22 protein-coding genes and 1 tRNA gene are annotated in these 26,219 nt (G+C 69.4%); 13 read left to right on the top strand and 10 right to left on the bottom strand.

The window, feature by feature from the left end; all coding sequences use genetic code 11:
- Window positions 1-141 precede the first annotated feature (141 nt).
- From ACFV9C_RS03195 to ACFV9C_RS03185, 3 genes are all read left to right on the top strand, one after another.
- Complete coding sequence (locus ACFV9C_RS03195; RefSeq protein WP_380190414.1) at window positions 142-732, top strand: hypothetical protein; 591 nt, start codon at window positions 142-144, stop codon at window positions 730-732.
- Window positions 729-1,922, top strand: coding sequence for a hypothetical protein (locus tag ACFV9C_RS03190; RefSeq protein WP_380190413.1), 1,194 nt, complete (start codon window positions 729-731; stop codon window positions 1,920-1,922). The genes ACFV9C_RS03195 and ACFV9C_RS03190 overlap by 4 nt, the downstream gene beginning before the upstream one ends.
- A gap of 327 nt (window positions 1,923-2,249) precedes the next feature.
- Entirely contained in the window at window positions 2,250-4,136 is a 1,887-nt protein-coding gene (locus ACFV9C_RS03185) for a phosphoenolpyruvate carboxykinase (GTP) (RefSeq protein ID WP_380190412.1), read from the top strand.
- 57 nt (window positions 4,137-4,193) lie between these two features.
- Here the strand turns inward: ACFV9C_RS03185 and ACFV9C_RS03180 are convergent, their stop codons facing one another.
- The gene (locus tag ACFV9C_RS03180; RefSeq protein ID WP_380190411.1) at window positions 4,194-4,844 is read right to left on the bottom strand and encodes a phosphoribosyltransferase; all 651 of its coding nucleotides are present in this window, start codon (window positions 4,842-4,844) and stop codon (window positions 4,194-4,196) included.
- Between the two features lie 28 nt (window positions 4,845-4,872).
- Between ACFV9C_RS03180 and ACFV9C_RS03175 the strand changes: the two genes are divergently transcribed.
- Window positions 4,873-5,286 (top strand): PPOX class F420-dependent oxidoreductase, encoded by a 414-nt coding sequence (locus ACFV9C_RS03175; RefSeq protein WP_380190410.1) that lies wholly within the window; start codon window positions 4,873-4,875, stop codon window positions 5,284-5,286.
- Between the two features lie 11 nt (window positions 5,287-5,297).
- Window positions 5,298-6,161, top strand: coding sequence for an LLM class flavin-dependent oxidoreductase (locus ACFV9C_RS03170; RefSeq protein ID WP_380190409.1), 864 nt, complete (start codon window positions 5,298-5,300; stop codon window positions 6,159-6,161).
- Window positions 6,162-6,373: 212 nt separating this feature from the next.
- On the opposite strand, the gene ACFV9C_RS03165 is transcribed toward ACFV9C_RS03170, so the two are convergent.
- Window positions 6,374-6,463 (bottom strand) — tRNA-Ser (locus ACFV9C_RS03165).
- A 307-nt stretch (window positions 6,464-6,770) separates the two neighbouring features.
- On the opposite strand from ACFV9C_RS03165, the gene ACFV9C_RS03160 reads away from it, so the two are divergent.
- From ACFV9C_RS03160 to ACFV9C_RS03145, 4 genes are read left to right on the top strand one after another with little or no spacing between them, the layout of a single operon-like run.
- Window positions 6,771-8,342, top strand: a complete 1,572-nt coding sequence (locus ACFV9C_RS03160; RefSeq protein WP_380190408.1) for an LCP family protein — start codon at window positions 6,771-6,773, stop codon at window positions 8,340-8,342.
- A 56-nt stretch (window positions 8,343-8,398) separates the two neighbouring features.
- Window positions 8,399-9,370, top strand: coding sequence for a hypothetical protein (locus ACFV9C_RS03155; protein WP_380190407.1), 972 nt, complete (start codon window positions 8,399-8,401; stop codon window positions 9,368-9,370).
- Window positions 9,371-9,404: 34 nt separating this feature from the next.
- A complete protein-coding gene (locus tag ACFV9C_RS03150; protein WP_380190406.1) occupies window positions 9,405-9,863 on the top strand; it encodes a hypothetical protein in 459 nt (152 codons plus the stop codon).
- A gap of 4 nt (window positions 9,864-9,867) precedes the next feature.
- A complete protein-coding gene (locus ACFV9C_RS03145; RefSeq protein WP_380190405.1) occupies window positions 9,868-10,827 on the top strand; it encodes an acetylxylan esterase in 960 nt (319 codons plus the stop codon).
- Here ACFV9C_RS03145 and ACFV9C_RS03140 read toward each other — a convergent pair.
- Complete coding sequence (locus ACFV9C_RS03140) at window positions 10,824-11,237, bottom strand: GNAT family N-acetyltransferase (RefSeq protein WP_380190404.1); 414 nt, start codon at window positions 11,235-11,237, stop codon at window positions 10,824-10,826. The two genes, ACFV9C_RS03145 and ACFV9C_RS03140, sit on opposite strands and share 4 nt — an antisense overlap.
- Window positions 11,238-11,335: 98 nt before the next feature.
- Between ACFV9C_RS03140 and ACFV9C_RS03135 the strand changes: the two genes are divergently transcribed.
- Together ACFV9C_RS03135 and ACFV9C_RS03130 are read left to right on the top strand one after the other, a co-directional pair.
- Window positions 11,336-14,512, top strand: coding sequence for a BTAD domain-containing putative transcriptional regulator (locus tag ACFV9C_RS03135; RefSeq protein ID WP_380190403.1), 3,177 nt, complete (start codon window positions 11,336-11,338; stop codon window positions 14,510-14,512).
- An 87-nt stretch (window positions 14,513-14,599) separates the two neighbouring features.
- Window positions 14,600-16,003 (top strand): FAD-binding oxidoreductase, encoded by a 1,404-nt coding sequence (locus ACFV9C_RS03130; protein ID WP_380190402.1) that lies wholly within the window; start codon window positions 14,600-14,602, stop codon window positions 16,001-16,003.
- Here the strand turns inward: ACFV9C_RS03130 and ACFV9C_RS03125 are convergent.
- Window positions 15,990-16,418, bottom strand: coding sequence for a MarR family winged helix-turn-helix transcriptional regulator (locus ACFV9C_RS03125; RefSeq protein ID WP_380190401.1), 429 nt, complete (start codon window positions 16,416-16,418; stop codon window positions 15,990-15,992). The genes ACFV9C_RS03130 and ACFV9C_RS03125 overlap by 14 nt on opposite strands.
- A gap of 76 nt (window positions 16,419-16,494) precedes the next feature.
- On the opposite strand from ACFV9C_RS03125, the gene ACFV9C_RS03120 reads away from it, so the two are divergent.
- Window positions 16,495-17,334 carry an NAD(P)H-binding protein gene (locus tag ACFV9C_RS03120; RefSeq protein WP_380190400.1) on the top strand — a complete coding sequence of 280 codons (840 nt, stop codon included), beginning with the start codon at window positions 16,495-16,497 and terminating at the stop codon, window positions 17,332-17,334.
- Between the two features lie 202 nt (window positions 17,335-17,536).
- On the opposite strand, the gene ACFV9C_RS03115 is transcribed toward ACFV9C_RS03120, so the two are convergent.
- Entirely contained in the window at window positions 17,537-18,403 is an 867-nt protein-coding gene (locus tag ACFV9C_RS03115) for an HIRAN domain-containing protein (protein WP_380190399.1), read from the bottom strand.
- Window positions 18,404-18,635: 232 nt separating this feature from the next.
- Here ACFV9C_RS03115 and ilvA point away from each other — a divergent pair, with 232 nt between their 5' ends.
- The gene (gene ilvA / locus ACFV9C_RS03110) at window positions 18,636-19,907 is read left to right on the top strand and encodes a threonine ammonia-lyase IlvA (protein WP_380190398.1); all 1,272 of its coding nucleotides are present in this window, start codon (window positions 18,636-18,638) and stop codon (window positions 19,905-19,907) included.
- A gap of 19 nt (window positions 19,908-19,926) precedes the next feature.
- On the opposite strand, the gene ACFV9C_RS03105 is transcribed toward ilvA, so the two are convergent.
- The 5 genes from ACFV9C_RS03105 to rhaI are packed head-to-tail and all read right to left on the bottom strand — an operon-like array spanning window position 19,927 to window position 26,219.
- A complete protein-coding gene (locus tag ACFV9C_RS03105; RefSeq protein WP_325036210.1) occupies window positions 19,927-20,169 on the bottom strand; it encodes a LuxR C-terminal-related transcriptional regulator in 243 nt (80 codons plus the stop codon).
- Window positions 20,170-20,174: 5 nt separating this feature from the next.
- Entirely contained in the window at window positions 20,175-21,596 is a 1,422-nt protein-coding gene (locus ACFV9C_RS03100) for a rhamnulokinase family protein (RefSeq protein ID WP_380190397.1), read from the bottom strand.
- Window positions 21,593-23,017: an arabinose isomerase gene (locus tag ACFV9C_RS03095; protein WP_380190396.1), complete on the bottom strand. Its 1,425-nt coding sequence runs from the start codon at window positions 23,015-23,017 to the stop codon at window positions 21,593-21,595. The genes ACFV9C_RS03100 and ACFV9C_RS03095 overlap by 4 nt, the downstream gene beginning before the upstream one ends.
- Window positions 23,018-23,027: 10 nt before the next feature.
- Window positions 23,028-25,055 carry a bifunctional aldolase/short-chain dehydrogenase gene (locus ACFV9C_RS03090; RefSeq protein ID WP_380190395.1) on the bottom strand — a complete coding sequence of 676 codons (2,028 nt, stop codon included), beginning with the start codon at window positions 25,053-25,055 and terminating at the stop codon, window positions 23,028-23,030.
- Window positions 25,056-26,219, bottom strand: a complete 1,164-nt coding sequence (gene rhaI, locus ACFV9C_RS03085) for an L-rhamnose isomerase (protein ID WP_380190394.1) — start codon at window positions 26,217-26,219, stop codon at window positions 25,056-25,058.

Below are 26,219 nucleotides of genomic sequence, written 5' to 3'. Positions count from 1 at the left end.
GAACGCGGAGACCGAACGCGGAGACCGAACGCGGAGACCGAACGCTGAAACCGGACGACGGAACCGGAGTTCGGTGACGTTCGTCTAACGCGGGGTGTTCGTCGGGTGAGGGAGGACCTCCGCGTGGCTAAGGTCGCGGGCATGGCTAGTCGGCTGGTGCGCGGTACGGCGATCGGGTGCGGTGTGGCTGCCCTGGTCGGCGGCGGGGTCGGGTTCGCGGTCGGCGAGCCGGTGACGCAGGGGGACATCCCGCCACCGCGCGCCCTGCCGAAGGACCTGTGCGCGAAGATCGGCGACGTGTCCAGCCTGTTGCCCAAGGCATCGGCCGGGCCGGTGACGATGATCCAGGGCGGTACGTCGGTGATCACCTGCCAGGCGGGCAGTTCGCGGGCGAAGGTCCGGGCGTACACGTCGGCGAGCGTGAAGGTCACGATCACGCCGTACGGCGGGCAGGACGCCGGCGCGGGGAACACGCCGTTCACGCCGGACCAGGTCGCGAAGCGGACGTTCACGCGATCGCCGCTGAAGTCGTACGACAAGGACCGCCCGTACCCGACGAAGGCGAGCCGGACCGAGAGCGGGCTGGCGGGCGAGTCGTGGAACGTGCACGCGCTCGTCCAGCACGCCGACGTGGTCGTCCTGGTGGAGTACACGGCCAACCCGATCGACGGGGACTCCGCGCAACAGGCTGCGCTGGCGCTCGCGGACCGTGCGATCTGGGAGAGCAAGTGAACAACAGCACGCCGGAGATCCCCGGCTACCAACTCGACCAGCGGATCCTGCAGCACCCGCTGGCGGAGCTGTGGCACGGGCGGACGTTCACCGGGATGGAGATCGTCGCGCTGATCCTGAGCGAGGACGGCGCCCGGAACCAGACCGTCGTCGACCGGCTGGCCGGTGCGAGCCGCAACGCCGCGCTGGTCCCGGGCCAGCAGGAGACGCCGCTCTGGGCGGCCAGCTTCAACACCGAGCGCCCGTACGCGATCACCCAGCTGATCGCGGGCCAGACCGGCGCCGAGCGACTGATCGACCCGCTGGACGGCATCGTCGGCAACGACGCGGAGTCGCTGCGCGCGGTCCGCGATCAGCTCAGCAGGTACGGCGCCGCCGCGCCACCACCAGCCACCAACATCCCGTCCTACGTCGACCGCCCGCCGGAACCACAGCAGGCGGAGGAAACACAGCCGTCCAGGATCGAGATCGCCCGGCAGTACCGCCGCAAGATCGGCGCCTGGGTGTACGCCGTGGTCGCGGTCGTGGTGCTGATCGTGTTCACGATCGCGTACTCCGTCGGCACCGCGATCGGCAGCGCGGTGAAGGCCAAGCCCACCGATCCCGCGGCCGGCGCGCCAGCGGTCAGCCCGAAGCCGTACGCGGCGCGGGTGCTGATCCCGCCGATCGAGCGGCCGACCACTGCGGCGTACAAGCACCCTGACGGTTCGGCCGGTGTCTTCGGCGCGACGTACCCGGCCAACGCCGACGTACAGGTGGTCGCGGACGCGGAGCTCCCGTTCGCGTTCGGCTGGCCGCGGCCGCCACAGGTGGCGTTCCTGGGTGAGTCGTCGCAGCTGATCCTGCGGAAGGTCGTGACCAAGAACGACTACGCGCCGGGCGGGCTGAAGAACGCGATGCAGGCGCAGTTCGCGCTGCACCCGTGCGTGACGCTCGCGAAGTGCCTGGCCGACCGGCCGAGCTTCGACAAGCAGTGGACCGCGATCTACCGGACGACCGCGCCGGCCACCGCGAAGGACGCGCGGACCTGGCTGACGGTGTCGACCGCGACGCCGTACACGATCACGATGACCCGCGCGTTCCAGAGCGGCGGTCACTGGTGGCTGGTCGGGGTGATGGCGTACGGGCAGACCGTCGAGGCGCCGGACGTGCAGCGGCTGGTCAACGACATCTGGCGGCAGACCAGCTGAAGTACCGCAAAATCTCCTGGAACGGCCCGCGCATCCCGCGCGGGCCGTTCTCATTTTCACAAGCGGCACCGGAAAGCGATTGTCGCGAAAACTTTGTGACCGGGTTCACGTTCTAGGGGTTCTCAGACCCCGGCGACGTCGCGTACCGTTAAAACCACTTGCACACTGGTATGTATCCACTGGAACTACTGGTATGCGACAGATCACACCGCCAGCCAGCTGCACCGAACCGCCGGAGACCCCGGCGGCCGGACGCCGTACCCGCCTTTCAGCGTCGAGAGGCCGGGACGTCACCGGACCCGGCAGCCGAGAGGGAATGAGCCGCGAATGACGACGATCGCCAATCCGACCCGGACCAAAGCCGACCACCGAGCCGACAGCACCGCCACCCTCCCGGCGAACGACCGGCAGTACGACCTGAGCGACGCGCCGACCCAGCACGCCGGCCTGCTGGGCTGGGTGGCCGAGGTCGCCGCCCTCACACAGCCGGACCGGATCCACTGGGTCGACGGGTCGGACGCGGAGTACGCGAAGCTCACCGACGAGCTGATCGCGGCCGGCACCATGGTCCGGCTGAACGACGAGAAGAAGCCGAACTCGTTCTGGGTCCGCACCGACCCGTCGGACGTCGCGCGGGTCGAGCAGCGCACGTTCATCTGCTCGGTCGACGAGAAGGACGCGGGTCCGACCAACAACTGGGTCGAGCCGGCCGAGATGAAGGCGACGCTGACCGGCTTGTACCGCGGTGCGATGCGCGGCCGGACGATGTACGTCGTCCCGTTCTGCATGGGCCCGCTGACCGCCGAGAAGCCGATGTTCGGCGTCGAGATCACGGACTCGGCGTACGTCGTCGCCTCGATGCGGATCATGTGCCGCAGCGGCGCCGAGGTACTCGAGAAGATGGGCGCCGACGCGCCGTACGTCCCCTGCCTGCACTCGGTCGGCGCGCCACTGCACAAGGGCGAGCAGGACGTGCCGTGGCCGTGCAACGACGAGAAGTACATCGTGCAGTTCCCGGAGGAGCGGGCGATCTGGTCGTACGGCTCGGGGTACGGCGGCAACTCGCTGCTCGGCAAGAAGTGCTACTCGCTGCGGATCGCGTCCGCGATGGCGCGCGACGAGGGCTGGCTGGCCGAGCACATGCTGATCCTGAAGCTGATCTCGCCGGAGAAGAAGGTGCACTACGTCGCGGCCGCCTTCCCGAGCGCCTGTGGCAAGACCAACCTGGCGATGCTCGACCCGACGCTGGAGGGCTGGGAGGTCGAGACGCTCGGCGACGACATCGCCTGGATGCGGTTCGGCAAGGACGGCCGGTTGTACGCCGTGAACCCGGAGTTCGGGCTCTTCGGTGTTGCCCCCGGAACCGGTTGGAAGACCAACCCGAACGCGATGCGCACGATCGAGAAGGGTAACTCGGTCTTCACGAACGTCGCGCTCACCGACGACGGCGACGTCTGGTGGGAGGGCTACTCGCCGACCCCGCCGGACCACCTGACCGACTGGAAGGGCCGCGAGTGGACGCCGGACTCGGGCGAGCTGTCCAGCCACCCGAACAGCCGGTTCTGCACGCCGATCACGCAGTGCCCGATCCTCGCCGACGAGTACGACGACCCGAACGGCGTGCCGATCTCCGCGATCATCTTCGGCGGCCGCCGCGCCACGACGGTGCCGCTGGTGACCGAGTCCCGGGACTGGGCGCACGGCGTGTTCATGGGCGCGACGCTGTCCTCGGAGACGACCGCGGCCGCTGTCGGCCAGGTAGGTGTCGTCCGCCGGGACCCGATGGCGATGCTGCCGTTCCTCGGGTACGACGCCGGGCAGTACTTCGACCACTGGCTGACCGTCGGCAAGCAGCACGACGCGGCGCAGCTGCCGAAGATCTTCTACGTGAACTGGTTCCGCAAGGACGAGGCCGGCAAGTTCGTCTGGCCGGGCTTCGGTGAGAACAGCCGCGTGCTGAAGTGGGTCATCGACCGGATCGAGGGTCAGGCCGACGCGGTCGAGACGCCGATCGGCCGGGTCCCGGCTGAGGGCGCGCTGGACGTCACCGGGCTGGACCTGACCGCGCACGACCTGGAGATCGCGCTGAACGTCGACGCCGACGAGTGGCGCGCCGAGCTCCCGCTGATCGAGGAGTGGTTCGCGAAGCTCGGCGACACCGTCCCGGCGTCGTTGAAGGTCGAGCTGGACAACCTCAAGGCCCGCCTGGGCTGACGAGCACCGGCCGCCGAGTCGGAAGCCGGCGGCCGGACGACAGCGCGGCGCCCCGGATCACCTCCCGGGGCGCCGCGCTGTACTTTCCGCGAGTACCCGCCGTACCTGGTCGTCGCTGACCTCCGAGAAGTCGCGGTACGCCTGCCCGACCGCGGCGAAGTACTGCGGGAACCACGGGCACACCACCCGGTCCGCCCCGCGTCCGCGACAGCTGGCCGTACTGCCTATGGGTACGGCGGCGATCACCTGCGCGGGGCGTTGCCGCCGTACCGCGTCCACCGCGGCGCGCATCGTCGTACCGGTCGCGAGGCCGTCGTCGACCAGGACGACGACACGGTCCCGTACGTCGATCGGCGGCCGGTCGCCGCGGTACGTCCGCTCGCGGCGGCGCAGCTCGCGCTCCTCGGACCGGCGTACCGCTTCCATCGCGTCCGAATCGACGCCCGCCGCGACCGGCTCGTTGCGGACCAGGTACAGCTCCTCGCCGACGCCGGCGATCGCGCCCATCGCCAGCTCCGGCTGCCACGGGACGCCGAGTTTGCGGACGACCAGAGCGTCGAGCTCCGCGCCAAGGGCGTCCGCGACCGGGGCCGCGACGAGTACGCCGCCGCGCGCCAGCCCGAGTACCAGCACGGAGCCGGCGACCGGGCCGAGCTCGTCCGCCAGTGCCCGGCCGGCGGCCGCCCGATCCCGGTACGGCCTCCTCATAGGCCCATGATCCAACTACGTTGACCGCATGCGAATCCCTGACAGCGCACGAGCGGTGCTCGAGTCGAACGCCCTCGGCCATCTGGTGACGATCAACCCCGACGGCAGTCCGCAGGCGTCGGTGGTCTGGGTCGGCCTGGACGGCGACGAGATCATCGCCGCGCACATCCCGAACAACCGCAAGGTGAAGAACATCCGCCGCGACGGCCGGGTCGCGCTGACGGTGGAGACCCACGTCGTCAACGAGATGGGGCTGGCCGAGTACCTGGTGATCGCCGGGACGGCACGGATCACCGAGGGTGGCGCGGTCGACGTACTGCGGAACCTCGCGAAGACCTACATCGGCCCGGACGCGGAGTTCTTCCCGGGCGCCGAGCCGCCGCCGGGGTACATCACCCACATCACGGTCGACAAGATCGGCGGGGTGGGACCGTGGGCGTGAAGGTCGGAGTGATGCTTCCGCTCGGCGCCGGGGACGGGCCGGATGGCGGGATGCCGGGGTGGCGGGACGTCCGCGCGGTCGCCGAGGCCGCCGAGCAGGGCGGGTTGGACTCGGTCTGGATCGCGGACCATTTCCTGTACCGCGACGGCGAGGGCCAGGTCTTCGGGATGCACGACAGCTGGACCCTGCTGTCCGCGGTCGCCGCGGTCACCGAACGGGTCGAGCTCGGCAACATGGTGCTCTGCGCCTCGTTCCGCGATCCGGGCCTGACCGCGAAGATGGCCGCCACCCTCGACGAGGTATCCGGCGGCCGGCTGACCCTCGGCGTCGGCGCCGGCTGGCACGACCCGGAGTACGAAGCCTTCGGCCTCCCCACCGACCACCGCGTCGGCCGCTTCGCCGAATGGCTGGAAATCGTCGCAAGACTCCTCCGCGGCGAAACCGTCACGTACGACGGCACCTATTACTCCGTGCGCGACGCGAACCTCGACCCGGCCCCGCCCCACCGCATCCCGCTCCTGGTCGCCGGCCACCGCCCCCGCATGCTCAAGCTCATCACCCAATGGGCCGACGCCTGGAACACCGCCTGGTACGGCACCCCATCCGACAAACTCACCGAACGCCTGCAAACGCTGGACGAAGCGCTGAAGACCGCGAACCGCCCCACCATCACCCGCACCGTAGGCCTCATCGCCCGCGACCCCGACCAACCGGTCGCCGAGCCCAACCCGAGCGCGATCCCGGTCCAGGACCTGCCGGCTGCCCTGACGGCCTACCAGAAGCTCGGCATCGACCACGCCATCATCTCGCCGGAGCCGATGACCCCACGCACCGTAGAACGCATCGCCGAAGCAAAGAAGCAGCGAACCAACTAACCCAGCCACGCACCCAACCGGGGGGTCCGGGGGGCGAAGCCCCGCCGGGCGGGGTCTGGGGGTTGCACCCCCAGAAAACAGCCGGAGCTCCTCGCCTGCGCTTTCTGCAGGCAAGGAGCTCCCAGAGCGCCGGGCGGGGTCTGGGGGTTGCACCCCCAGAAAACAGCCGGAGCTCTTTGCCTGCGCTTTCTGCAGGCAAAGAGCTCCCAGAGCGGAGGCGGCGAGATTTGAACTCGCGAGAGGGGTTTACCCTCAACCCGCTTAGCAGGCGGGCGCCATCGACCGGACTAGGCGACGCCTCCTCCGACGGTCCCCACGCGGGGGACGCGACGACGGCCAAGCCTATCTGCTCGACCGGCCCGCTGCCAAAACGGGTCCTCGGCCCCGGGCCTCAGGCCGGCGCCCGGCGTGTGGTGGCGGGGTCCGCCACGCTGAGTGGTGGCTGTGGGACCTTGGGTGTATCGGCCGGTGCATGTGTACGCTGGCGAACATCGACGGGGGTCGCCAGCATCACGTCAACCAAATGGGTGCCGTGGGCGTCTGAAGTACCGTGGGTCGCTCCGGCGGCCGACGGGCAGGTTATGACGTCGTCGATCAGGGAACGGAGCTATGTCGCGGAGTACTCGCGCAGCCGGCCGGAGGGCGGCGCCTCGCGCCGGCCGATCCCGGCCTCGCTCTCATCGGGCCCGTACGGCGTCGAAGGCGATCGGGCTGACCCTGGTCAGCGCCTTGATCCCCGGCTCCGGGCTGTTGATGGGCGGCCGCAAGAAGCTCGGCGCGTTCGTCCTGACGCTCAGCATCGGCCTGCTGCTGATCGGCGCGTACGTCGGTCTCACGCACCGCGACTCGGTCCTCGCGCTGGCGGTGTCCCCGCGGCAGCTGCTGATCGCGACCGGCGCCGTCGTCGTCCTGGGTGCCTGCTGGATCTGGGTCGTGATCGCCTCGCACAAGCTGATCCGCCCGGTCAGCATGACCTACACCGGCCGGCTGGCGGGCGCGATGGTGGTCGGCTTGCTGTGCTTCGCGATCGCCGTACCGACGACCGTCGCGGCGCAGACCGTGATGGCGCAGCGCGACCTGGTCGGCAGCGTGTTCCAGTCCGAGGGCAAGTCGAAGAGCGCGACTCGGCCAAAGGTGAACAACGCCGATCCGTGGGCGAAGATCCCGCGCCTGAACCTGTTGCTGCTCGGCGCCGACGACGGCATCGGCCGGACGGGTGTCCGGACGGACACGGTGATCGTGGCCAGCATCGACACCAAGACCGGTAACACCTCGCTGATCTCGCTCAGCCGGAACTGGATGCGGATGCCGTTCCCGGCGGACTCGCCGCTGCACAAGGCGTACCCGGACGGGTTCTGGGACCCGAGCCAGGGCAGCATCGAGCAGCCGGAGTACTACCTCGACGCGATGTACGACAACGTCCCGAAGGCGCACCCGGGGATCCTCGGCCAGACCGACAACGAGGGCGCGGACGCGGTCAAGCTGGCCGCGAGCGCGGCGCTCGGCCTGGACATCGACTACTACATGCAGGTCAACCTGGCCGGCTTCAGGCAGATCATCGACGCGCTCGGCGGCATCACGGTGAACGTCAACTACCGGGTCCCGATCGGCGGCGACTACGGCCAGGGTCCTGGCACGAACGGGCACAAGTTGCCGAGCGGCTACATCGAGCCGGGCCCGAACCAGAAGCTCGACGGCTACCACGCGCTGTGGTTCGCCCGCGGGCGGTACGGGCTGAGCGACCCGTCCCGGCAGGAGCGCCAGCGCTGCACGATCCACGCGCTGGTGAACAGCGCGAGCCCGCAGGCCCTGGTGACCAGCTACCAGGAGATCGCGAAGGCCAGCAAGGAGCTGCTGCGCACCGACATCCCGCAGGAGATCCTGCCGGCGTTCATCCAGCTCGCGCTGAAGGTGAAGAGCGCCAAGGTCACCAACATCGACCTGGACAAGAACAAGAACTTCCCCACCGGCAAGAACCCGGACTACACGGCGATGCAGCAGATCATCCAGAACTCGCTGAACCCGGTCGCGGGGACGCCGACCCCGAAGCCCACCAATAAGCCGACCACCGGTACGACGAAGAAGCCGACGCCGGCGAAGACCACGCCGACTCCGGGTACGGCGCAGAACCTGGCCGACGCGTGCGCGTACAACCCGAACGAGACCGGCACCGGTAACTGAACCTTCCTCAGGAGAGAATTGGACCAGAATGGAATCTGGTCACACCTGGGGGTGACGTGAGGCGTTCGTTGGCGGTTCTGGTCGGGGTTTCGCTCCTGACCGTTGCGGGTTGCAGCAGCAGTAAGCCGGACAGCGGGGCCGCGCCCTCGTCCGGGTCCTCGACGACCAGCAGTACGCCGCCGCCCACGTCGGCCGCGCCGAAGCCTTCACCGACGCCGACCGCGGTCCCGCTCTCGGTGCCGATGTACCAGCGGGCGCTGACGAACGTCGAAAAGGTCCTGAAGCCGAACGTCGCCCGGGTGATGAACGCCGGCACGGTCGCGGCGTTCGACGCGAGCCGCAAGCAGCTGGCCGCCGCAGTGGTCATCGAGCGGAACGAGCTCGCGAAGATCACGCCGCCGAGCGGCCTGGTGACCGCGCATCCCGCCGTACTCGACGCTTTCGACGCGTACGCCGGGGACGTGGCGACGCAGCTGAGCAAGGCCGGGGACACGAAGACCAGCTGCGGTTTCCCGAAGGCGCCGGACGTGCGGCTGTACGAGGCGAAGAGCGGGATCCGGACCGCGTTCGCGGGGCTGGCGCAGAGCGTGCAGACGTCGATCGGCAAGGGCGTGAAGTTCGGCGCGGTGTCGGTACCGGCCAAGCCAGCCGCCCCGGCGGTGATCGGCGGCCGCGGCGAGAACGGCGACGTGTTCCAGCGGTCCGGGTCGCGTGGTCCGGGGTCGCTGAAGATCGTCAACTCCGGGAACGACGTGGTGGTCGTCGTCACCACCAGCAACCCGCGGACGCCGGAGGCCTCGATCTACGTCCGCGCCAACAAGAGCGCGACCCTTAACGGACTCCGGAAGCAGGACTACTACGTGTACTTCAAGTCCGGGACGAACTGGGACGCGAAGAACCGCCGGTTCACCGAGAACTGCGCTTATCAGAAGTTCGATGACATCTTCAGCGGCCAGTACGCGTGGACGGTCACGCTGACCAAGTCCCCGCTCGGCAACGCGCCGTCGTCCGAGACCGACGCCTTCTGATCCGGCGGCCCGGAGCGGATGAGATCCTGTGTCGATGCGGACGACGTACCGGATGCGGGCGGGACGATTCCTCGGGATCCTGGCCGCCGGGTTGATCATTCTCGGGGTGGCCGCCCTGCTCTGGGCGTTCGGCCTGCCGTCGGTCGCGGTGTCGGTGTTCGTCACGCTCGGCGGGCTGATCGCGCTCGCCGGGCTGTGGATCCTGGCCCGGCCGCCGAAGGTCGCGCAGCTGCGGGACCACGACATCGACGTCCGCGGCGTCCGGACCGCCTGGACCGACATCACCGAGGTGGGCCGGGTCGAGACCACGCACGGCGAGGCGATCGTGCTGCGCACCAAGCACGCCGACCAGCCGGTCCTGCTGCCGGTGTCCTGGCTGCCGCCGAAGCAGGTCGGCACGCTCGAGGCCGCGCTGCGGGACAAGCTGAACGCGGCGCACGGGTACACCATCTGGGACGGGACTGCCGCGGAGGACAACGGCAGCGCAGAATGATCCGGTGCTTTCCTTCGACCTGCCGTACGACGAACTCCTGACCTACCAGGGCACGAACCCGCGGCCCGCGGACTTCGACGCGTTCTGGGACAAGGCACTGCTCGAGCTCGACGCGGTGCCGGCCGACGCCGAGTTCGTCGACGCCGACGACTTCCCGCTGACCACCGGCGTGGCCCAGCACCTGTACTTCAACGGCACCGGCGGGTACCGGGTGCACGCGAAGGTGGTGCGCCCGGCCGCGCCGACCGGGCCCGCCGTACTGCTGTTCCACGGGTACGGCGGCGAGCAGCCGAAGTGGGTCGACCTGCTGCCGTACGCCGCCCGCGGGTTCACGGTCGCGGCGCTCGACGTCCGCGAGCAGGTCGCGTTCCGTACGCCGTCCCAGGCGCCGAACAGCTTCGCGCTGCACAACCACCTGGTGCACGGGCTCGACGACGGGCCGGACGGGCTGCTGTACAAGCACGTCTTCCTGGACACGCGCCGGCTGGCCGACCTGATCGGCGGGCTGCCCGATGTCGACGCGGCCCGGATCGCGACGACCGGCTGGAGCCAGGGCGGCGGCCTGTCGCTGGTAGCGGCCGCGCTCACGCCGACGATCAAGTACACCGCGAGCGTGTACCCGTTCCTGTGCGACTACCAGCGCACGTGGGACCTGAACCTCGACACGGCGCCGTACAACGAGATCGTCACCTGGTTCCGCAAGCGCGACCCGCGGCATCTCCGCCAGGAGGAGGCGTTCACGACCCTCGGCTACATCGACGTGCAGCACCTGGCGTCACGGATCCGCGGCGAGGTGACGTTGTTCGTCGGGCTCGAGGACCAGATCTGTCCGCCGTCGACGCAGTTCGCGGCGTACAACAAGCTCGAGTCGGTGAAGGAAGTCCGCACGTACCCCGATTTCGGCCACGACGACCTACCAGGCGCGCACGACGACATCTACCAGCTGATCGGCGCGAAGCTTTAGAGCAGGAACCAGTAGTTCTCGGTCGCTCCCTGGGTGGCGAGGCCGCCGCCCAGGGAAGTGTAGAGGGTGCGGGCCGGGGTGTTGTGGGCGCCGGTGGTGAGGAACATCTTCGTCGCGCCGGCCTCGCGACCCGCGTGGATGAACGCTTCGGTGAGGTCCCGGCCGATCCCCTTCCGGCGGTGGGCCTCGGCGACTTCGAGTTGGTGGAGATACAGCATCGACGTACCGTCCGGGCGGGCGAGCTGGGAACCCCAGCACCAGCCGGTGATCTCGTCGCCGTCAGTGGCCACGAACACCAGCGTTCCTGGGGTTTTGAGGTAGTCGGGGCCCGCATCCGCGTTCATGAAGGTGCGGGTGGCACGGGCGAGCAACGCACTGTCCGGGACGCTGATCATGCGGGTGTTCGCCATACCGGCAACCTACGTCAGCCGCCGTCCAGCAAGGCCTGGTGAATCTTCGTCAGCTGCGCCCGCTCGTCGGTGCCTACGATCGTGGGGGGAGGGTGAAGGTGGCAGAGTTGTGGATCCGGTTGCTCGGGGGTTTTGCTGTCGATCGCGGCGGGCGGACTGTCGAGTCGACGGCGTGGCGGCTGCGGAAGGCGCGGACGTTGGTCAAGCTGCTTGCGTTGGCGCCTGAGCAGCGGCTGCACCGGGACGTACTAGTCGAGGCGTTGTGGCCGGATCGGGCCCCGAACTCCGCGGTCAACAACCTCCATCAGGCGCTGCACGTCGCACGGAGAGTGCTCGCGGGCGACGATCCGGCCAACGGGCTGCTGGAGTTGCGCGAGGACTTCGTCGTGCTGCTCGCGACCGGTCTCGTCGAGGTCGACGTACGGACGTTCGAACGGCTGGCGGCGCTCGGTCGGACCAGTGGTGACCTCGCCGACCTGCGCGCCGCGGTCGCCGCGTATGCGGGCGATCTCCTGCCCGAGGATCGGTTCGAAGACTGGGCTGTCCGGCCGCGGGAGGCGCTCCGCGCGACCTTCGGCAACCTTCTCGTCGACCTCGCGGACGCAGCCGCGGCAGCCGGACAGGATGCGGAGGCGTTCGATGCCCTGACCCGCGCGTTGGCGATGGATCCGCTGCACGAGCAGGCTGTCCGGAGCCTGATGCGGCGCCATGGCGCGACGGGCCGCTCGTCCGAGGCGTTGGCGCAGTACGAACGGTTGCGAACCGACCTGCGTACGGCGTACGGCACCGATCCCGACCCGGAGACCCAGCGCCTCTACCAAGAACTGCTGACCGGCACCGCCGAAGCCCCGACGACGCAACGCAGGCACAACCTGGCGCCGGCGTTGACCAGTTTCGTCGGCCGCGAGCGGGAGATCGCGGATGTCCATCGCCTGATCGAGCAGGGCCGACTGGTCACCCTCACCGGCGTCGGAGGCGCCGGCAAGACCCGTTTGGCGGAAGAGACCGCTCGCCGGCTGGTCGATGAGTACGCCGATGGCGTCTGGATCGCCGACCTCGTACCGGTCGCCGATCCGCACCTCGTCGCCGACACCGTCGCCGCCGCGCTGGGCCTCGACCCAGCTGCCGGCTCGGACTCGATGCGCACGCTGATCACCCGCGTGGCATCGAGGAATCTTCTCCTCGTGCTGGACAACTGCGAGCACCTGCTCGCGGCCTGCGCCGGCTTCGCGAGCGCAGTACGACGAAGCTGCCCGGGCGTCAGCCTGCTGGCGACCAGCCGCGAGCCCCTGCACGCACCGGGCGAGGTGACCTTCCGGGTGCCGTCGCTCGAACTTCCTGAACCGTCGGACGCCGAGGAACTGGACCGTCTCGGCACGCTGTCATCGGTACGGCTGTTCGTCGACCGAGCCCAGGACGTCCGGCCCGGCTTCGTCCTGGACCCGACCAACGCCACCGCGGTCGTCGAGATCTGCCGTTGCCTCGACGGCATTCCGCTCGCCCTGGAGCTGGCCGCCGCCCGTGCGTCGCACCTCGAGGCCGCCGAGATCGCCGCACGTCTAGGCGAGGCGCTGTCGTTGCTCGGCCGCCCCGGCGAGGTCACTCGGCACGCCACGCTGCGAGCAACGCTCGAGTGGAGCCACGCCTTGCTGTCGGACGACGAGCAGGTGCTGTTGCGCCGGCTCGCGGTCTTCTCCGGCAGCTTCTCGCTCCGGTCCGCCGAAGAGGTGTGCGTGGACGACCGGGTTCCCGAGGTTCTGGACGTGCTCGGCCGCCTGGTCGACAAATCGCTGCTGATGGTGGACCACGACGGTCCGCGCTCCCGGTACCGGCTTCTGGAGACCATTCGCCAGTTCGCGCACGAGCGTCTGGTCTCGGCGCACGAGGCCGCCCCGATGGAGGCGGCGCATTGCAGACACTTCCTGGAACTCGCGGCCGACGAGGATCCCGAGCGGTCCGGCGTCGTCGTCGAACACCCCCAGCTGCTCGACGCCGACCACGACAACCTCCGCGGCGCTCTCGGCTGGGCGCTCCGCCACGATCACGAGCGGGCTCTCCTGCTCGGGCTCAGCCTGTCGCCGTACTGGCTGGCGCGGGGTCACTTCTCCGAAGGTGCGGGCTGGCTCGAACGCGTCCTGGAGGTGGCGGTCGAGCCGTCGCGCGAACGGGCGCGCGCCATCTTCGCGCTGGCGATCCTGCTCGCGCGGAGCGGATTGGCCGACCGGCTCGCCCGGCTCGGAGACGAGGCGGTCGCGGTGGCCGAGCAGTCCGGCGACCCGGTCGATCTCGTGACCACTCGGGTACTGCGCGGCACGCTGCTGCTCGGGAGCGGCGATCTCGACGAGATCGAGCGGATCGCCGAAGACGCGCTCGTCCAGGCCGACGCCCTCGGCGCGGCGCCGGTCGCCGCGGCCGCGCAAGGGTTGTCCGCGATGACCGGACTGTTCCGCGAGGACGCCGAGCTGGCACAACAACGGTTCGAGGAATGTCTGCGGCGGCTGCAGCAGATCGATCCGAACGCGGGCCGGTTCTTTCCCGGCGTCACGATGTGCCTGCCGCTGATGCCCGTCGACGGACGGTGGGTCCCGGTCTTCGAGGAGACCTTCCTGCTCGGTCGACGGGTCGGCGCCGTACAAGGCACTGGCTACGCGTTGTCGGGTCTGGCCGACGCGCACCGGTTGCGGAGGGACCTGGCCGCGGCACAGGACGCCGTACGACGATCTGTTGACACGTTCAAGGGAATCGAGGACGCGGCCGGACTCGGCCACGCCCTCAACCACCTCGGCTGCATCGAACGCGACCAGGGACTGCTCGATCCGGCCGAACGGGATCTGCGCGAAGCGCTCCGAATCCGGCAGCAGCTGGGCGATCGCCGTGGTGAGAGCCTGACGCTCGCGAACCTCGGCCTGCTGGCCGCAGCGGCAGGCGATCCCGTCGCCGGACGGCGGCTCACCCGCGCGGCTCTGGATCGGGGCGAAGCTGTCGACGACGCGCCCGCGGCCGGCGGCGCCCTGCTAAATCTGGCGGTCGTCGAGCTGTTGGCCGACGAGCGCCGTACCGCGCGAATCCTGACCGAGCAGGCGGTCGAAGCCTTCCATCCACAGGGATATCTGCGCCTCGAGGCGTGGACGCGGCTGCTCGCTGCCGAACTCGCCGGCGACGACGGTGACGGCGAGGTGGTGGACAGACACGTTCCGATCGCCGCGGAGATCTTCACCCGGCTGGGGTGCCGCATCGGGACCGCACGTGTCGATGCTCTGTTGATGAGCCGCTAAGTCACGCTAAGCCGTTGCGAAGGCCTCCTTCCTAACGTCGTTGCCGGGCCAGGAAACGTCCTGGCCCGGGACGAATCAGGAGTGGAAATGACAACGACGCAAGCACGGCAGGACACACTCGGGGAGGCCACCCTCGGTGAACTTGCCGAAGGACTTCGTGGCGAGCTGATCCGTCCGGCCGATCCGTCGTACGACGATGCACGGTCGATCTGGAACGCCGCGCACGACAAGTTGCCGGCGCTGATCGTCCGGTGCAAGGGGGTGGCCGACGTCATCCGGGCCGTGGAGTTCGCCCGGAGCGAGGGGTTGACGCTGGCCGTCCGGGGCGGCGGCCACAGCATCCCGGGCTTCTCGACCACCGACGGGGGCATCGTCGTCGACCTGTCGCCGATGAACTCGGTCCGGATCGACCCGGATCGCCGCCGGATCGTGGCGCACGGCGGCTGCACCTGGGGCGATGTCGACGCGGAGGCGCAGGCCTTCGGGCTCGCCGTCACCGGCGGTCTGGTGTCGTCGACCGGTGTCGCCGGGTTCACGCTCGGCGGCGGGATCGGCTGGCTCGTCCGCAAGGCAGGCCTGGCCTGCGACAACCTCATCGGCGCCGATGTCGTCACCGCGGACGGCCGATACCTGCACACGAGTGAGACCGAGAACCCCGAACTGCTGTGGGCCCTGCGGGGCGGCGGCGGCAACTTCGGTGTCGTCACCTCGTTCGAGTTCACGGCGTACGAGGTCGGTCCGACCGTCTTCGCGGGCCTCGTCTTCTACCCGGGCGATCGGGCAGCCGACGTACTGCGAGGCTTCGGTACGGCGGCCGCGTCGGCGCCGGACGAGTTGTCCTTGGCAATCAATCTGACCACCGCACCGCCGTTGCCGTTCCTGCCGGAAGAGGTGCACGGCAAGCCGATCGTCGCCGTCCTCGGCATGTGGTCCGGGCAGCCGGAGGCCGGCGACGCCGCGACCCGGCCGTTCCGCGAACTCGCGCCGGTGGTCGCGGACCTGTTCGGGCCGATGCCGTACAACGCGATGCAGACGCTGCTTGATCCGCTGTTCCCGCGCGGCCTGCGGAACTACTTCCGTTCGGCGTTCTTCAGCGAGCTCGACCCGACCACCGTCGACGCGCTCGTCGCCGCGCACGCCGAAGTGCCGAACGGTTTGTCGGAGCTCCACGTCCACCATCTCGGTGGCGCGATGGGCCGGGTGCCAGCCGACGCCACGGCGTTCGGTACCCGGGACCGCGAGTACATCCTCAACGTAGTCGCCCGGAGCGAGGACGCGGCCGGGTACGACGGGGCGGTCGAGTGGGCTCGTGCGTCCGGTAGTTCGCTCGGGCCGGGCGCGGCGTCGTACGTGAACTTCACCGGTGAGACGAATGAGGACATCGTCAGGGCCTCGTACCCGGCGGCGACCTACGAACGGCTCGTGGCGGTCAAGAACGCTTACGACCCGACGAACCTGTTCCACCTCAACCAGAACATCAAGCCCAGCTAGCGCCGTCCACCAGCGCTTGGTGGATCTTGGTCAGGGCCTTCAGCAACTGGGCTCGCTCAGTTTTGGTGAGGGTCGCGGTGATGCGGTCCTCGAGTTGTTGGCGTTCGGCCTCGATGGGGGCCTGGAGGGCGCGGCCGGGCGGGGTCAGCCAGAGGCGGACGAGGCGGTTGTCGTGCGGGTCGGGACGGCGTTCGAGCAGTCCTGCCTCGGCCATTCGAGTGGCGAGTTTGGTGACCGCGGGCGTGGTCACGTTCACCGCGGCGGCGATCTCGCCGGGCGTACGGCCGTCCTGCGCCCACAGCGCCGCGAGCAGGTGATCCTGTCCGAGCCGCAGCCCATGGCGTTGTACGGCGTTGTCGGCGGCGGCCCGCAGCAACTTGGACGTCTTGCTGTGCAGCTCCAGGAACTCGGGCACCGGCGGACTCCTTGACCACTAGATCGTTTACCGGTTAACGTTCTGCCGAAATCGTTAACCGGTAAAGGAGTCTGTCATGCTACTGGTCACCGGCGCCACCGGACACGTCGGCCGGGCCCTCGTCGGCGAGCTCAACCGGCGCGGCGCCGCGTTCCGCGCGCTCGTCCGCACCGCGCGCCCGGATCTGCCCGCCGAACAGCAGCTCGGCGACCTCGACAGGCCGCTCGACCTCCGCGGCGTCGAGAAGCTGTTCCTGCTCGTCCCCGGCACCGGCCTGACCCACACCACGAACGCCGTCGCCGCGGCCCGCGCGGCCGGCGTACGGCGGATCGCCTACCTCTCGTCGTACGCCGTCCTCGGCGACCCGGTGCCCGCGATGGGCCGGTGGCACCACGAGCGCGAGCAACTGATCCTCGGATCGGGGATCCCGGCAACGTTCCTCCGGCCGACCGGGTTCATGACGAACACCGCCGACTGGCTGCCGACGATCCGCGCCGGCGGCTACGTCCTCGACCCGATCGGCCCGGGGCGGGCGGCGCCGGTCGACCCGGCGGACATCGCGGCGGTCGCGGCCGCCGTACTGCTGGAGGACGGCCACGAACCGTCGTACACGGTCACCGGACCCGAGGCACTCACACTCTCGGAACAGGTCGCGATCCTCGGCGCATCGATTGGCCGCACCCTCGAAGTACGACCGGTCGAAACTCCCGAGGACGCGGTCCGTTTCCGCTACCCCGACGGGGCGCCACCGGAGCTCGCGGCCGCGATCATCGAGGGTCTGCAGCTGATGCGCGCGGACACCGTCGGCCTGCGAACGGACGTCGTACGGCGGGTTGCGGGACGGGAACCGCGGACGTACGCCCAGTGGTGCGCCGCCAACGCAGACCTGCTGGACCGGAAGTTGTCCACAGGCTAGATCCACAATCCACAGGCACGGTCAGGATTCACCGATGCACGTCATGATTGCCCGGCGCAACCGTCTCATCGGTGCGGGGCGCTCGGACCCCGCCGCCGGGCAGCTCTCCAAGGGAAGCTGCCCGGCGCCATCCGGTCTGGTTCCAAGTAGCTCCGCAGCGCCGGCCTGGTGAGGCATGGTCAGTACTGCGCAGCCGCCTTGTCTAGTTGGCCTCTTTCGTCGCCCAGTAGTGCCATTGCGGGGAAGCGACTGGGGAGCGGGCCAGGCCGTCCGGCCAGGTGGCCGGCAGGTCGTGACTCCGTGCCGCGTACAGGATCACCTCCGATGCGGAACGGTCGCCGCGGACGGTCACCCGGGCGGCGGTCTCGGCACGCATGTCGGACAGATAGTGGACGGCCGGCAGGAACTCGGCGCTCAGCCGCGCGCTGAGCCGGCCGACGGGTTCGTCGTCGAGCCGGATCTCGACCACGATCCGGTGCCGGTCCTGGATGCCGTCCTCCTCCTCGATCGCGTGCATGGTGGCGTACGCCCAGCACTCGCCCTCCAGACGGAAGAACGGTGCCAGTACGTCGGGATGCACCTCGCTGCCCGGAACCACGATGCCGCTGCCGGGCGGTAGCAGGTGAAAGCTGCCTGGCGGGGGCAGGTTCACCGGCACCAACATGTGCGGCTGCCCGAGGGCGATCGCCACGCTGGCATGGAACTCGGTGCCCTGGGTCCCTCTGCGCTCCCAGTCGGCCGGTTCCCACTCGCTGACCCACAGGTGGCACGGCACCCGCGGTTGCAGGCCCTGCGCCACCAACTCCGACAGCACCGGGTGGTACCGGTGCGCGTCGTCCCTCGGCAGATAGCCGACAACCTTGCCCTCGACCCGGACGGCGATCGACCGCGGGTCGAAACGGTTGTGCGGTTCCGGGACGAGGTCCGCCTCGGTGTCCAGATCTGCGCCACGCGCCGGGATGGGGTCCGGGAACAGGCTACGGATCGCCTGCTCGTGCGGGGCCTCCCGCACGACCTCCTGACCACACCACAGGGCGTCTCCCCACAGACTGAACGGAATCAATCCCATCTGTGCCCTCCAGTCCTCACTGACCCGCTTTACCCGGCTCATCCGTTCCAGGGGCCTGGTCGTTACACCGAGTGAGCGTATGAAAACTAGACTGCCCCGTGAAGGGCCGTTTCACGCATGGTGCAAGAGTCTGAAACGCAAAAGGAATCCCGTGGTCCGGACTCTGGACGCGGATCGTCTTGGGCAGCGAGCGAATCGGCGAAGATCGTGCAGATGCACGGGAAGGAACGTCATGCAGGGCAGCAGTTCAGTCGCTCGATCGACGGTTGACGCCGACGCGATCGAGGCCGCGGTCAAGCGCTTGGACGGCGTCGCCGTCCGGACCCCGTTACAACGCAATCTGCGCCTGTCGGAGCGCACCGGCGCCGAGGTCTGGCTGAAGCGCGAGGACCTGCAGATCGGCCGCTCGTACAAGCTCCGCGGCGCCTACAACCTGATCGCGCAGCTCGACGACGCCGCGAAGGCGGCCGGCGTCGTGTGCGCGAGCGCGGGCAATCACGGTCAGGGGCTGGCGTATTCGTGCCACATCCTCGGTGTCCGGGGCAAGGTGTACGTCCCGCGGACGACGCCGCGGCAGAAACGGGACCGGATCACAGCGCTCGGCGGCAAGCAGATCAAGGTGATCGTCACCGGCGACACGTACGACGACGCCGCGGCGGCCGCCTACGCGGAGGGTGCGGCGACCGGCGCGACGATGGTGCCGGCGTTCGACGACCCGAGAACCGTTGCGGGGCAGGGGACCGTGGCCATCGAGCTGGTCGAGCAGCTCGGCCACGCTCCCGACGTACTCGTGGTCCCGGTCGGCGGCGGCGGTCTCGTTGCAGGGGTCGCAACGTGGATCAAGGAGCGGCATCCAGGCGTCCGCATCGTCGGCGTCGAGCCGGGTGGTGCCGCGAGTATGGCCGCGGCGTTCGAGGCGGGTGCTCCGGTGACATTGCCGCACCTGGACAGCTTCGTGGACGGTGCCGCCGTACGACGGGTCGGCGACGTGACGCTTCCGCTCGTACGGGAGGCCGGCGTCGAGCTGATGTCGGTGCCCGAGGGGCTGGTCTGCTCGGAGATGCTCGCGCTGTACCAGACCGACGGGCTGATCGCCGAGCCCGCGGGCGCTTTGTCGACAAGTGCCCTCGGCAACGGTCTCGACGTACGGCCCGGGGAGACCGTGGTCTGCCTGCTCTCCGGCGGCAACAACGACGTCAGCCGGTACGGCGAGATCCTCGAGCGATCGCTCGTGTACGAAGGGCTGAAGCACTACTTCCTGGTGACATTCCCGCAGGAGCCCGGCGCGCTCCGCACGTTCCTCGACGAAACCCTCGGCCCGGACGACGACATCACCCTGTTCGAGTACGTCAAACGCAACAACCGCGAAACCGGCGTCGCCCTGGTCGGCATCGAGATCAGCTCCCGCGACGACCTCCCCGGCCTCCTCACCCGCATGGAAGCCGCCCCCCTCGACATCGAACGCATCAACCCGAACTCCCCGGAGTTCAGATACCTGATCTGAACACCGGGGAGCCCGACCCTCAGACGAGGCCGCGGCGGGCGGCCCAGACGATGGCTTCGATCGCGGTGCTGAAGCCGAGGCGGTCGCAGATCAGGCGGGTGCGGCGGCGGACGGTGCGCTCGGACAGGTCGAGGCGCCGGGCGACGCCGTCGACCGGTAGGCCGGTGGCGAGCAGGCGGAGCAGTTGCAGGTCGTCGTGGCTGATCTCACGCGGCGGCACCCGGCGGGCCACCGGTCGAAGTTCCTGGGGGAGGACGGTCATGCTGATCACCTGGTTCCGAAGACCCGGGACTCGGCGGCGTCCCAGTCGGCCGGTTTGCCCTGCGGGTCGTAGCGCCGCAGAGAATGGGTGGACCGGACCAGGGCGCGCATCGCGTCCAGGTCCGGGAGGGGCTCGCCGAGGGCGCGAGCCTGGACGAGTACGTTGCCGAGCGCGGACGCCTCGACCGGCCCGGCGAGGACCGGTACGCCGCACGCGTCGGCGGTCAGTTGGCAGAGCAGCTCGTTCCGCGAGCCGCCCCCGATCACATGCAGTACGTCGACGTCGCGGTCGGCGATCGTCTGCGCGGCGCGGAGCGTACGGCGATACGCGAGCGCCAGGCTCTCGAGGATGCAGCGGACCGCGGCGCCCCGGGTCCGTGGTGGTTCCTGCCCGGTCCGGACGCAGTGCGCGCCGAGCCGCTCCGGCATATTGCCGGGAGCAAGGAATTCGGGGGCGTCGGGGTCGATCAGCACCGCGAACGGCGGGGCTTCGGCGGCGGCGCGGAGGAGGTCGTCGAGGTCGTCGCCCCAGACCCGTTGGCATTCCTGGAGGATCCACAGGCCCATCACGTTCCGCAGGAACCGGATCCGGCCGTCGACACCACCCTCGTTGGTGAAGTTCGCTTCCCGCGCTTCGTCGGTCAGCACCGGCGCGTCGAGCTCGAGCCCGACCAGCGACCAGGTCCCCGACGAGATGTACGCGAACCGCTCGCCACTGGCCGGCACCGCAACCACAGCCGAAGCCGTGTCATGCGACCCCACCGCAATCACGGGAACCCCTGCCGCCAACCCAGTCTCGTCCGGCAGCACGTCCCCGATCACATCCCCCGGTTCACGCACAGCAGGAAACACCCGCCGAGGAAGCCCCAGTCGGGCGATCAGCTCTTCACTCCAGTCCCGGGCCGACACGTCGTACAGCTGGGTAGTGGATGCGTTCGTCCGCTCCACCCCGATCTCACCTGTCAGCCAGTACGCCAACAGATCCGGAATCATGAGGAACGTGTCAGCCGCACGCACGGTCCCGTCGGCCACCAGTTGGTAGATGGTGTTGAAGGGGAGCTGCTGGAGGCCGGTGACCGCGTACAAGTCCGCTGCAGGTACCCGCGTGACTACCTCCGCCATCACGCCGTCGGTGCGCGAGTCGCGGTAGTGCACGGGATTGCCGAGCAGACGGCCTGCCTGATCGAGCAGGCCGTAGTCGACCGCCCAGGAATCTATGCCGATGCTGTCCAGCGGGCCGGCCAGCTGCAGGCCGTCCAAGACTGAGCGGTAGAGGTGCAGGACGTCCCAGTGGAGCGTCCCCCGCACCCGAACAGGACCGTTCCAGAAGCGGTTCAGCTCACGAAGCTCCAGTACGCCGGGGCCGACCTCGCCGAGCATCACCCGTCCGCTCGACGCCCCGAGGTCCACCGCCGCGACCCGCTTCACGGTGACACCACCGTCAGGTCCAGCTTCAAAAGGTCAGCAACAGCCGCAAGATCAGCAGCCCGGTGCCCGGTCCCGAGCGCCCAGTGATGCGCCACCCCCGACGCCGACCACGCGTCGGTCCACTCACCCGGATCGCACCCGAAGTCCACCCGCGACGTGGTGTTCCCGATCTGCAGCAACGGCCCCGGTACGACGGTCCCCTCGGACGCGATCAGCGTGAACGTCCCGTCCCGCCGCTGCCCCAGCCCGCACACCGTCACCGGCCCCGGCTGTACGTCGAACTCGACCGACACGCCCCACCCGCGCTTGCCGTGGTACACGCCGAGCCCACGCAGCAAGGGTTTCCGCGCCGAGATCGCCAGATGTGCCGGCCCGTCGTGGCCCATCTCGACCACGTTGTCGTTGAAGTTCAGCGCCTGCAGCTCGGTGAACGACCCGCCGGCGCCGAGCCTGTCCATCACCAGCATCGCCAGCGACGTCCGCAACTCGTACTCACCCGCGGCCGGCACGCCCCTTGCCGTCAGCAACGACGCACCGAGGATCATCCCGGCCGCGACCCGCTCGTGGGCCTCACCATCAAGCCCACGGTGGTAGTACGCCAACGAATCAAGGGAAAAGTCCTCGACCAACCGATCCAGCGCGACCGACACCGTCGCGCCCCAGCGGAAGTCCTCGGTCTTCACCGACTCGTCCAGCGTGAAGATCTCCCGCGCCAGCTCCATCCGCGCCGTCGTCTCGGCGTCGGTGACCTTCTCGACGCGCACCCGCAGGTCGTCGATCTCCAGCACCTCGACGTGCCCGCCGAGCTGCGCGGACACCAGCGTCGGATCGGTGATCACGTCCATCATCCCCGGGTACACATGCCCGAGCAGACCGTGCCGCCCGTGCCGCAGCGCCGCCCGTACGCCGGCCGCCCGGACCCACCGGTCGATCCGGGTCCAGGCCCTCTCGTCCTCCAGGTAGCCGGACACCGACCGGAAGTCGATCCCGCAGCGCTCGAACGCGTTCGCCATCTCGGGCAGCGGACACGCGCCGCAGTACGCGAGCCACGCGCCGGTGTCGAACGACGCATGATCCATCGCCTCGGTAGACTGCAGGTTCAGCAGCAACACCGGCGATCCGCTGCGCTGGGCAACCGGAACCAGCATCGAGGCGGTCATGTATGTCGTGAGAAACCCGACGATCAGATCGCAGTCCGCCGCCCGCAGCTTCTCGGCGGCGACGGCCCCCTCCTTCGCGTCCGAGATGAACCCGACGTCGACCACCTCGCAGTCGAGCGCCGCGAACCGATCGGACACCCGCCGCGCCGAGGCCTGCAACCGCGGCAGGAGCTCTGGGAACTGCGGCCAGTACGCACCCAGCCCGCCGGCCACCAGACCGATCCTGGTCCGGCGGGACGTGATCCGCTCGAGCTGGGTCATCCGTCGGCTCCTAACGCAGGAACGCGGCAGCCACGCCGGCGTCGACAGGTACGTGCAGACCGGTCGTGTGGGTGAGCTCCCCGCCGGTCAGCGCGAACACCGCGGCCGCGACGTTCTCCGGCAGCACCTCACGCTTGAGCAGGGTCCGCTGCGCGTAGTACGCACCGAGCTCCTCCTCCGGTACGCCGTACACCGCGGCCCGCTTCGCACCCCAGCCGCCGGCGAAGATCCCGGAGCCGCGGACGACGCCGTCGGGGTTCACGCCGTTCACCCGGATGCCATGCTCGCCGAGCTCGGCCGCGAGCAGCCGGACCTGGTGCGCCTGGTCGGCCTTCGCGGCGCCGTACGCGACGTTGTTCGGGCCGGCGAACACCGAGTTCTTGCTCGAGATGTAGACGATGTCGCCGCCGAGGCCCTGGTCGATCAGCACCTTCGCGGCCGCCCGCGACACCAGGAACGAGCCCTTGGCCATCACGTCGTGCTGCAGGTCCCAGTCGCGTTCGGTTGTCTCCAGCAACGACTTCGAGATCGACAGGCCGGCGTTGTTGACGATCAGGTCGACACCGCCGAACGCCAGTACGGCCTCCCGCAGTGCGGCCTCGACCGCGTCCGCCGAGGACACGTCCGCGGCCACCGCGACCGCCACGTCGGTCGAGCCGATCTCCTTCGCGACCGCCTCGGCCGCGGCCTGGTCGAGGTCCGCGACCACGACGCACGCGCCCTCGGCCGCCAGCCGGTGCGCGATCGCCTTACCGATCCCGGAGCCGCCGCCGGTCACGAACGCCACCCGCGTGGCCAACGGCTTCGGACGAGGCATCCGCTGCAGCTTCGCCTCTTCCAGCGCCCAGTACTCGATCCGGAACTTCTCCCGCTCGTCGATCGGCGCGTACGTCGACACCGCCTCGGCGCCACGCATCACGTTGATCGCGTTCACGTAGAACTCGCCGGCCACCCGCGCGGTCTGCTTGTCCTTCCCGAAGGAGAACATCCCCATCCCTGGCACGAGCACGATCGCCGGATCCGCCCCCCGCATCGCCGGACTGTCGGCCTCCGCGTACGCGTTGTAGTACGCCTCGTAGTCCGCACGGTACTGGGTGTGCAACTCCTTCAACCGGGTGATGCATTCGTCCACCGACGCGGACGGCGGGAGGTCGAGGACGAGGGGCCGGACCTTGGTCCGAAGAAAGTGGTCCGGGCAGGAGGTGCCCAGCTGAGCGAGCGAACGGAGTTTCTCGCGCGACAGGAACTCGAGTACTGCGTCGGAGTCGTTGAAGTGGCCGACCTGAGGTTTGTCTGTCGACGCAAGCCCACGGATGAATGGCGCGAGGGCGGCTGCCTTTGTACGGCGTTCTGCTGCCGCGAGGGGCTCGTGGACCAGTGCGCCGAACGGCTCGGCGACGCCGCGGTCGGCGAGGAACTGTTCCGCCGCACGGATGATCTCAAGCGAGTTCGCCTCGCACTCCGCGGAGGTCGCACCCCACGCGGTGACGCCGTGGCCGCCGAGGATGCAGCCGATGGCCTGCGGGTTCTCGCGCTTGACGGCCGCGATGTCCAGGCCGAGCTGGAACCCGGGGCGCCGCCACGGCACCCAGACCACGCGGTCGCCGAAGCACTCCGCGGTCAGCTTCTCGCCGTCCGCGGCGGTCGCGAGCGCGATCCCGGAGTCCGGGTGCAGGTGGTCGACGTGCGGTGCGTCGACGAGCCCGTGCATCGCGGTGTCGATCGACGGGGCCGCGCCGCCCTTGCCGTGCAGGCAGTAGTCGAACGCGGCGACCATCTCGTCCTCGCGGTCGACGCCCGGATAGGTGTCGACGAGGGCGGTCAGCCGGTCGAGCCGCAGTACCGCAAGGCCCTTGTCCGTCAGGGTTCCCAGGTCGCCACCCGAGCCCTTCACCCAGAGCAGCTCGACGGGCTGCTGGGTGACCGGGTCGGTCTCGATGCCCTTCGCCGACGTGTTGCCGCCGGCGTAGTTGGTGTTGCGTGGATCGGCACCCAGTCGGTTGCTACGCGCAACGAGCTCGGCTGCAGTGTCGCTCACTTATGCTCCCCATCCCGCTTGCTGACCGTCGGCGCGGTCCTTGGTGATCTGGTCGAAGTACCCGCTGCGCTTGTACGCCGCGATCGGGTCCGCGTCCAGGCCCTGCGACTCGCGCAGTTCGGCGAGCAGCGGCCGGACGTCGGTGTTGTACGCGTCCATCAGCGCGGCGTTCGCACCGAGTACGTCCCCTTTCTGCTGGGCCTTGCGCAGTACGTCGCGGTCCACCAGCAGCGCCTTCGCGGTGGCCTCCTGGACGTTCATCACCGAGCGGATGATCGCGGGGATCTTCTCCTCGATGTTGTGGCACTGGTCGAGCATGAACGCGATCCCGGCGGCCGGGTCGAGCGCGTCGCCGCGGACGATCTCGTTCATGATCCGGAACAGCTGGAACGGGTCCGCGGCCCCGACCATCAGGTCGTCGTCGGCGTAGAACCGGCTGTTGAAGTCGAACGCGCCGAGCTTCTTCGTCCGCAGCAGGAACGCCACGATGAACTCGATGTTGGTCCCCGGCGCGTGGTGCCCGGTGTCGATACACACCGTTGCCTTCGGCCCCAGTTCGAGGCAGTGCGCGTACGACGTACCCCAGTCCGGCACGTCCGTGGTGTAGAAGGCCGGCTCGAACAGCTTGTACTCCAGCAGCATCCGCTGGTCGTCACCGAGCCGGTCGTACACCTCCTTCAACGCCTCGGCCAGCCGCTCCTGCCGGTCCTGGATGTCGTCCTGGCCCGGGTAGTTCGTCCCGTCGGAGAACCACAGCTTCAGGTCCCGCGACCCGGTCTGGTCCATGATGTCGACGCACTCGAGCAGGTGGTCGGTGGCCTTGCGCCGTACGGCGGGGTCCGGGTTCGTCACGCTGCCGAGCTTGTAGTCGTCGTCCTGGAACACGTTGCTGTTGATCGCCCCGAGCCGGACACCCTGCTCCTTCGCGTACGCCGACAGCGCCGCGTAGTCGTCGACCTTGTCCCACGGGATGTGCAGCGCGACGCTTGGCGCGACGCCGGTGTACTTGTGGACCTCGGCCGCGTCGGCGATCTTCTCCTCCGGCGACCGCGGTACGCCGGGCTGGGTGAAGACCTTGAACCGGGTGCCGGAGTTCCCGAACGCCCACGAGGGCAGCTCGATCTCCTGGCGGCTCAGCGCGTCCTTCGCGGCATCGGGAGTCAT

Source organism: Kribbella sp. NPDC059898 (assembly GCF_042730855.1).
In the GTDB taxonomy this organism is placed as follows: domain Bacteria; phylum Actinomycetota; class Actinomycetes; order Propionibacteriales; family Kribbellaceae; genus Kribbella.
The sequence above is the reverse complement of the archived record's forward strand: the minus strand, read 5'-3'. Positions and strand labels throughout refer to the sequence as shown.

Bases quoted from the DNA above. Each gene is read 5' to 3' on its own strand.
- ACFV9C_RS03185 (WP_380190412.1), top strand. From the start codon at position 2,250: ATGACGACGATCGCCAATCCGACCCGGACCAAAGCCGACCACCGAGCC.
- ACFV9C_RS03120 (WP_380190400.1), top strand. From the start codon at position 16,495: ATGCTACTGGTCACCGGCGCCACCGGACACGTCGGCCGGGCCCTCGTC.
- ACFV9C_RS03150 (WP_380190406.1), top strand. From the start codon at position 9,405: ATGCGGACGACGTACCGGATGCGGGCGGGACGATTCCTCGGGATCCTG.
- ilvA (WP_380190398.1), top strand. From the start codon at position 18,636: ATGCAGGGCAGCAGTTCAGTCGCTCGATCGACGGTTGACGCCGACGCG.
- ACFV9C_RS03195 (WP_380190414.1), top strand. From the start codon at position 142: ATGGCTAGTCGGCTGGTGCGCGGTACGGCGATCGGGTGCGGTGTGGCT.
- rhaI (WP_380190394.1), bottom strand. From the start codon at position 26,219: ATGACTCCCGATGCCGCGAAGGACGCGCTGAGCCGCCAGGAGATCGAG.
- ACFV9C_RS03105 (WP_325036210.1), bottom strand. From the start codon at position 20,169: ATGACCGTCCTCCCCCAGGAACTTCGACCGGTGGCCCGCCGGGTGCCG.
- ACFV9C_RS03130 (WP_380190402.1), top strand. From the start codon at position 14,600: ATGACAACGACGCAAGCACGGCAGGACACACTCGGGGAGGCCACCCTC.
- ACFV9C_RS03115 (WP_380190399.1), bottom strand. From the start codon at position 18,403: ATGGGATTGATTCCGTTCAGTCTGTGGGGAGACGCCCTGTGGTGTGGT.
- ACFV9C_RS03180 (WP_380190411.1), bottom strand. From the start codon at position 4,844: ATGAGGAGGCCGTACCGGGATCGGGCGGCCGCCGGCCGGGCACTGGCG.
- ACFV9C_RS03160 (WP_380190408.1), top strand. From the start codon at position 6,771: ATGTCGCGGAGTACTCGCGCAGCCGGCCGGAGGGCGGCGCCTCGCGCC.
- ACFV9C_RS03170 (WP_380190409.1), top strand. From the start codon at position 5,298: ATGCTTCCGCTCGGCGCCGGGGACGGGCCGGATGGCGGGATGCCGGGG.
- ACFV9C_RS03175 (WP_380190410.1), top strand. From the start codon at position 4,873: ATGCGAATCCCTGACAGCGCACGAGCGGTGCTCGAGTCGAACGCCCTC.
- ACFV9C_RS03140 (WP_380190404.1), bottom strand. From the start codon at position 11,237: ATGGCGAACACCCGCATGATCAGCGTCCCGGACAGTGCGTTGCTCGCC.
- ACFV9C_RS03095 (WP_380190396.1), bottom strand. From the start codon at position 23,017: ATGACCCAGCTCGAGCGGATCACGTCCCGCCGGACCAGGATCGGTCTG.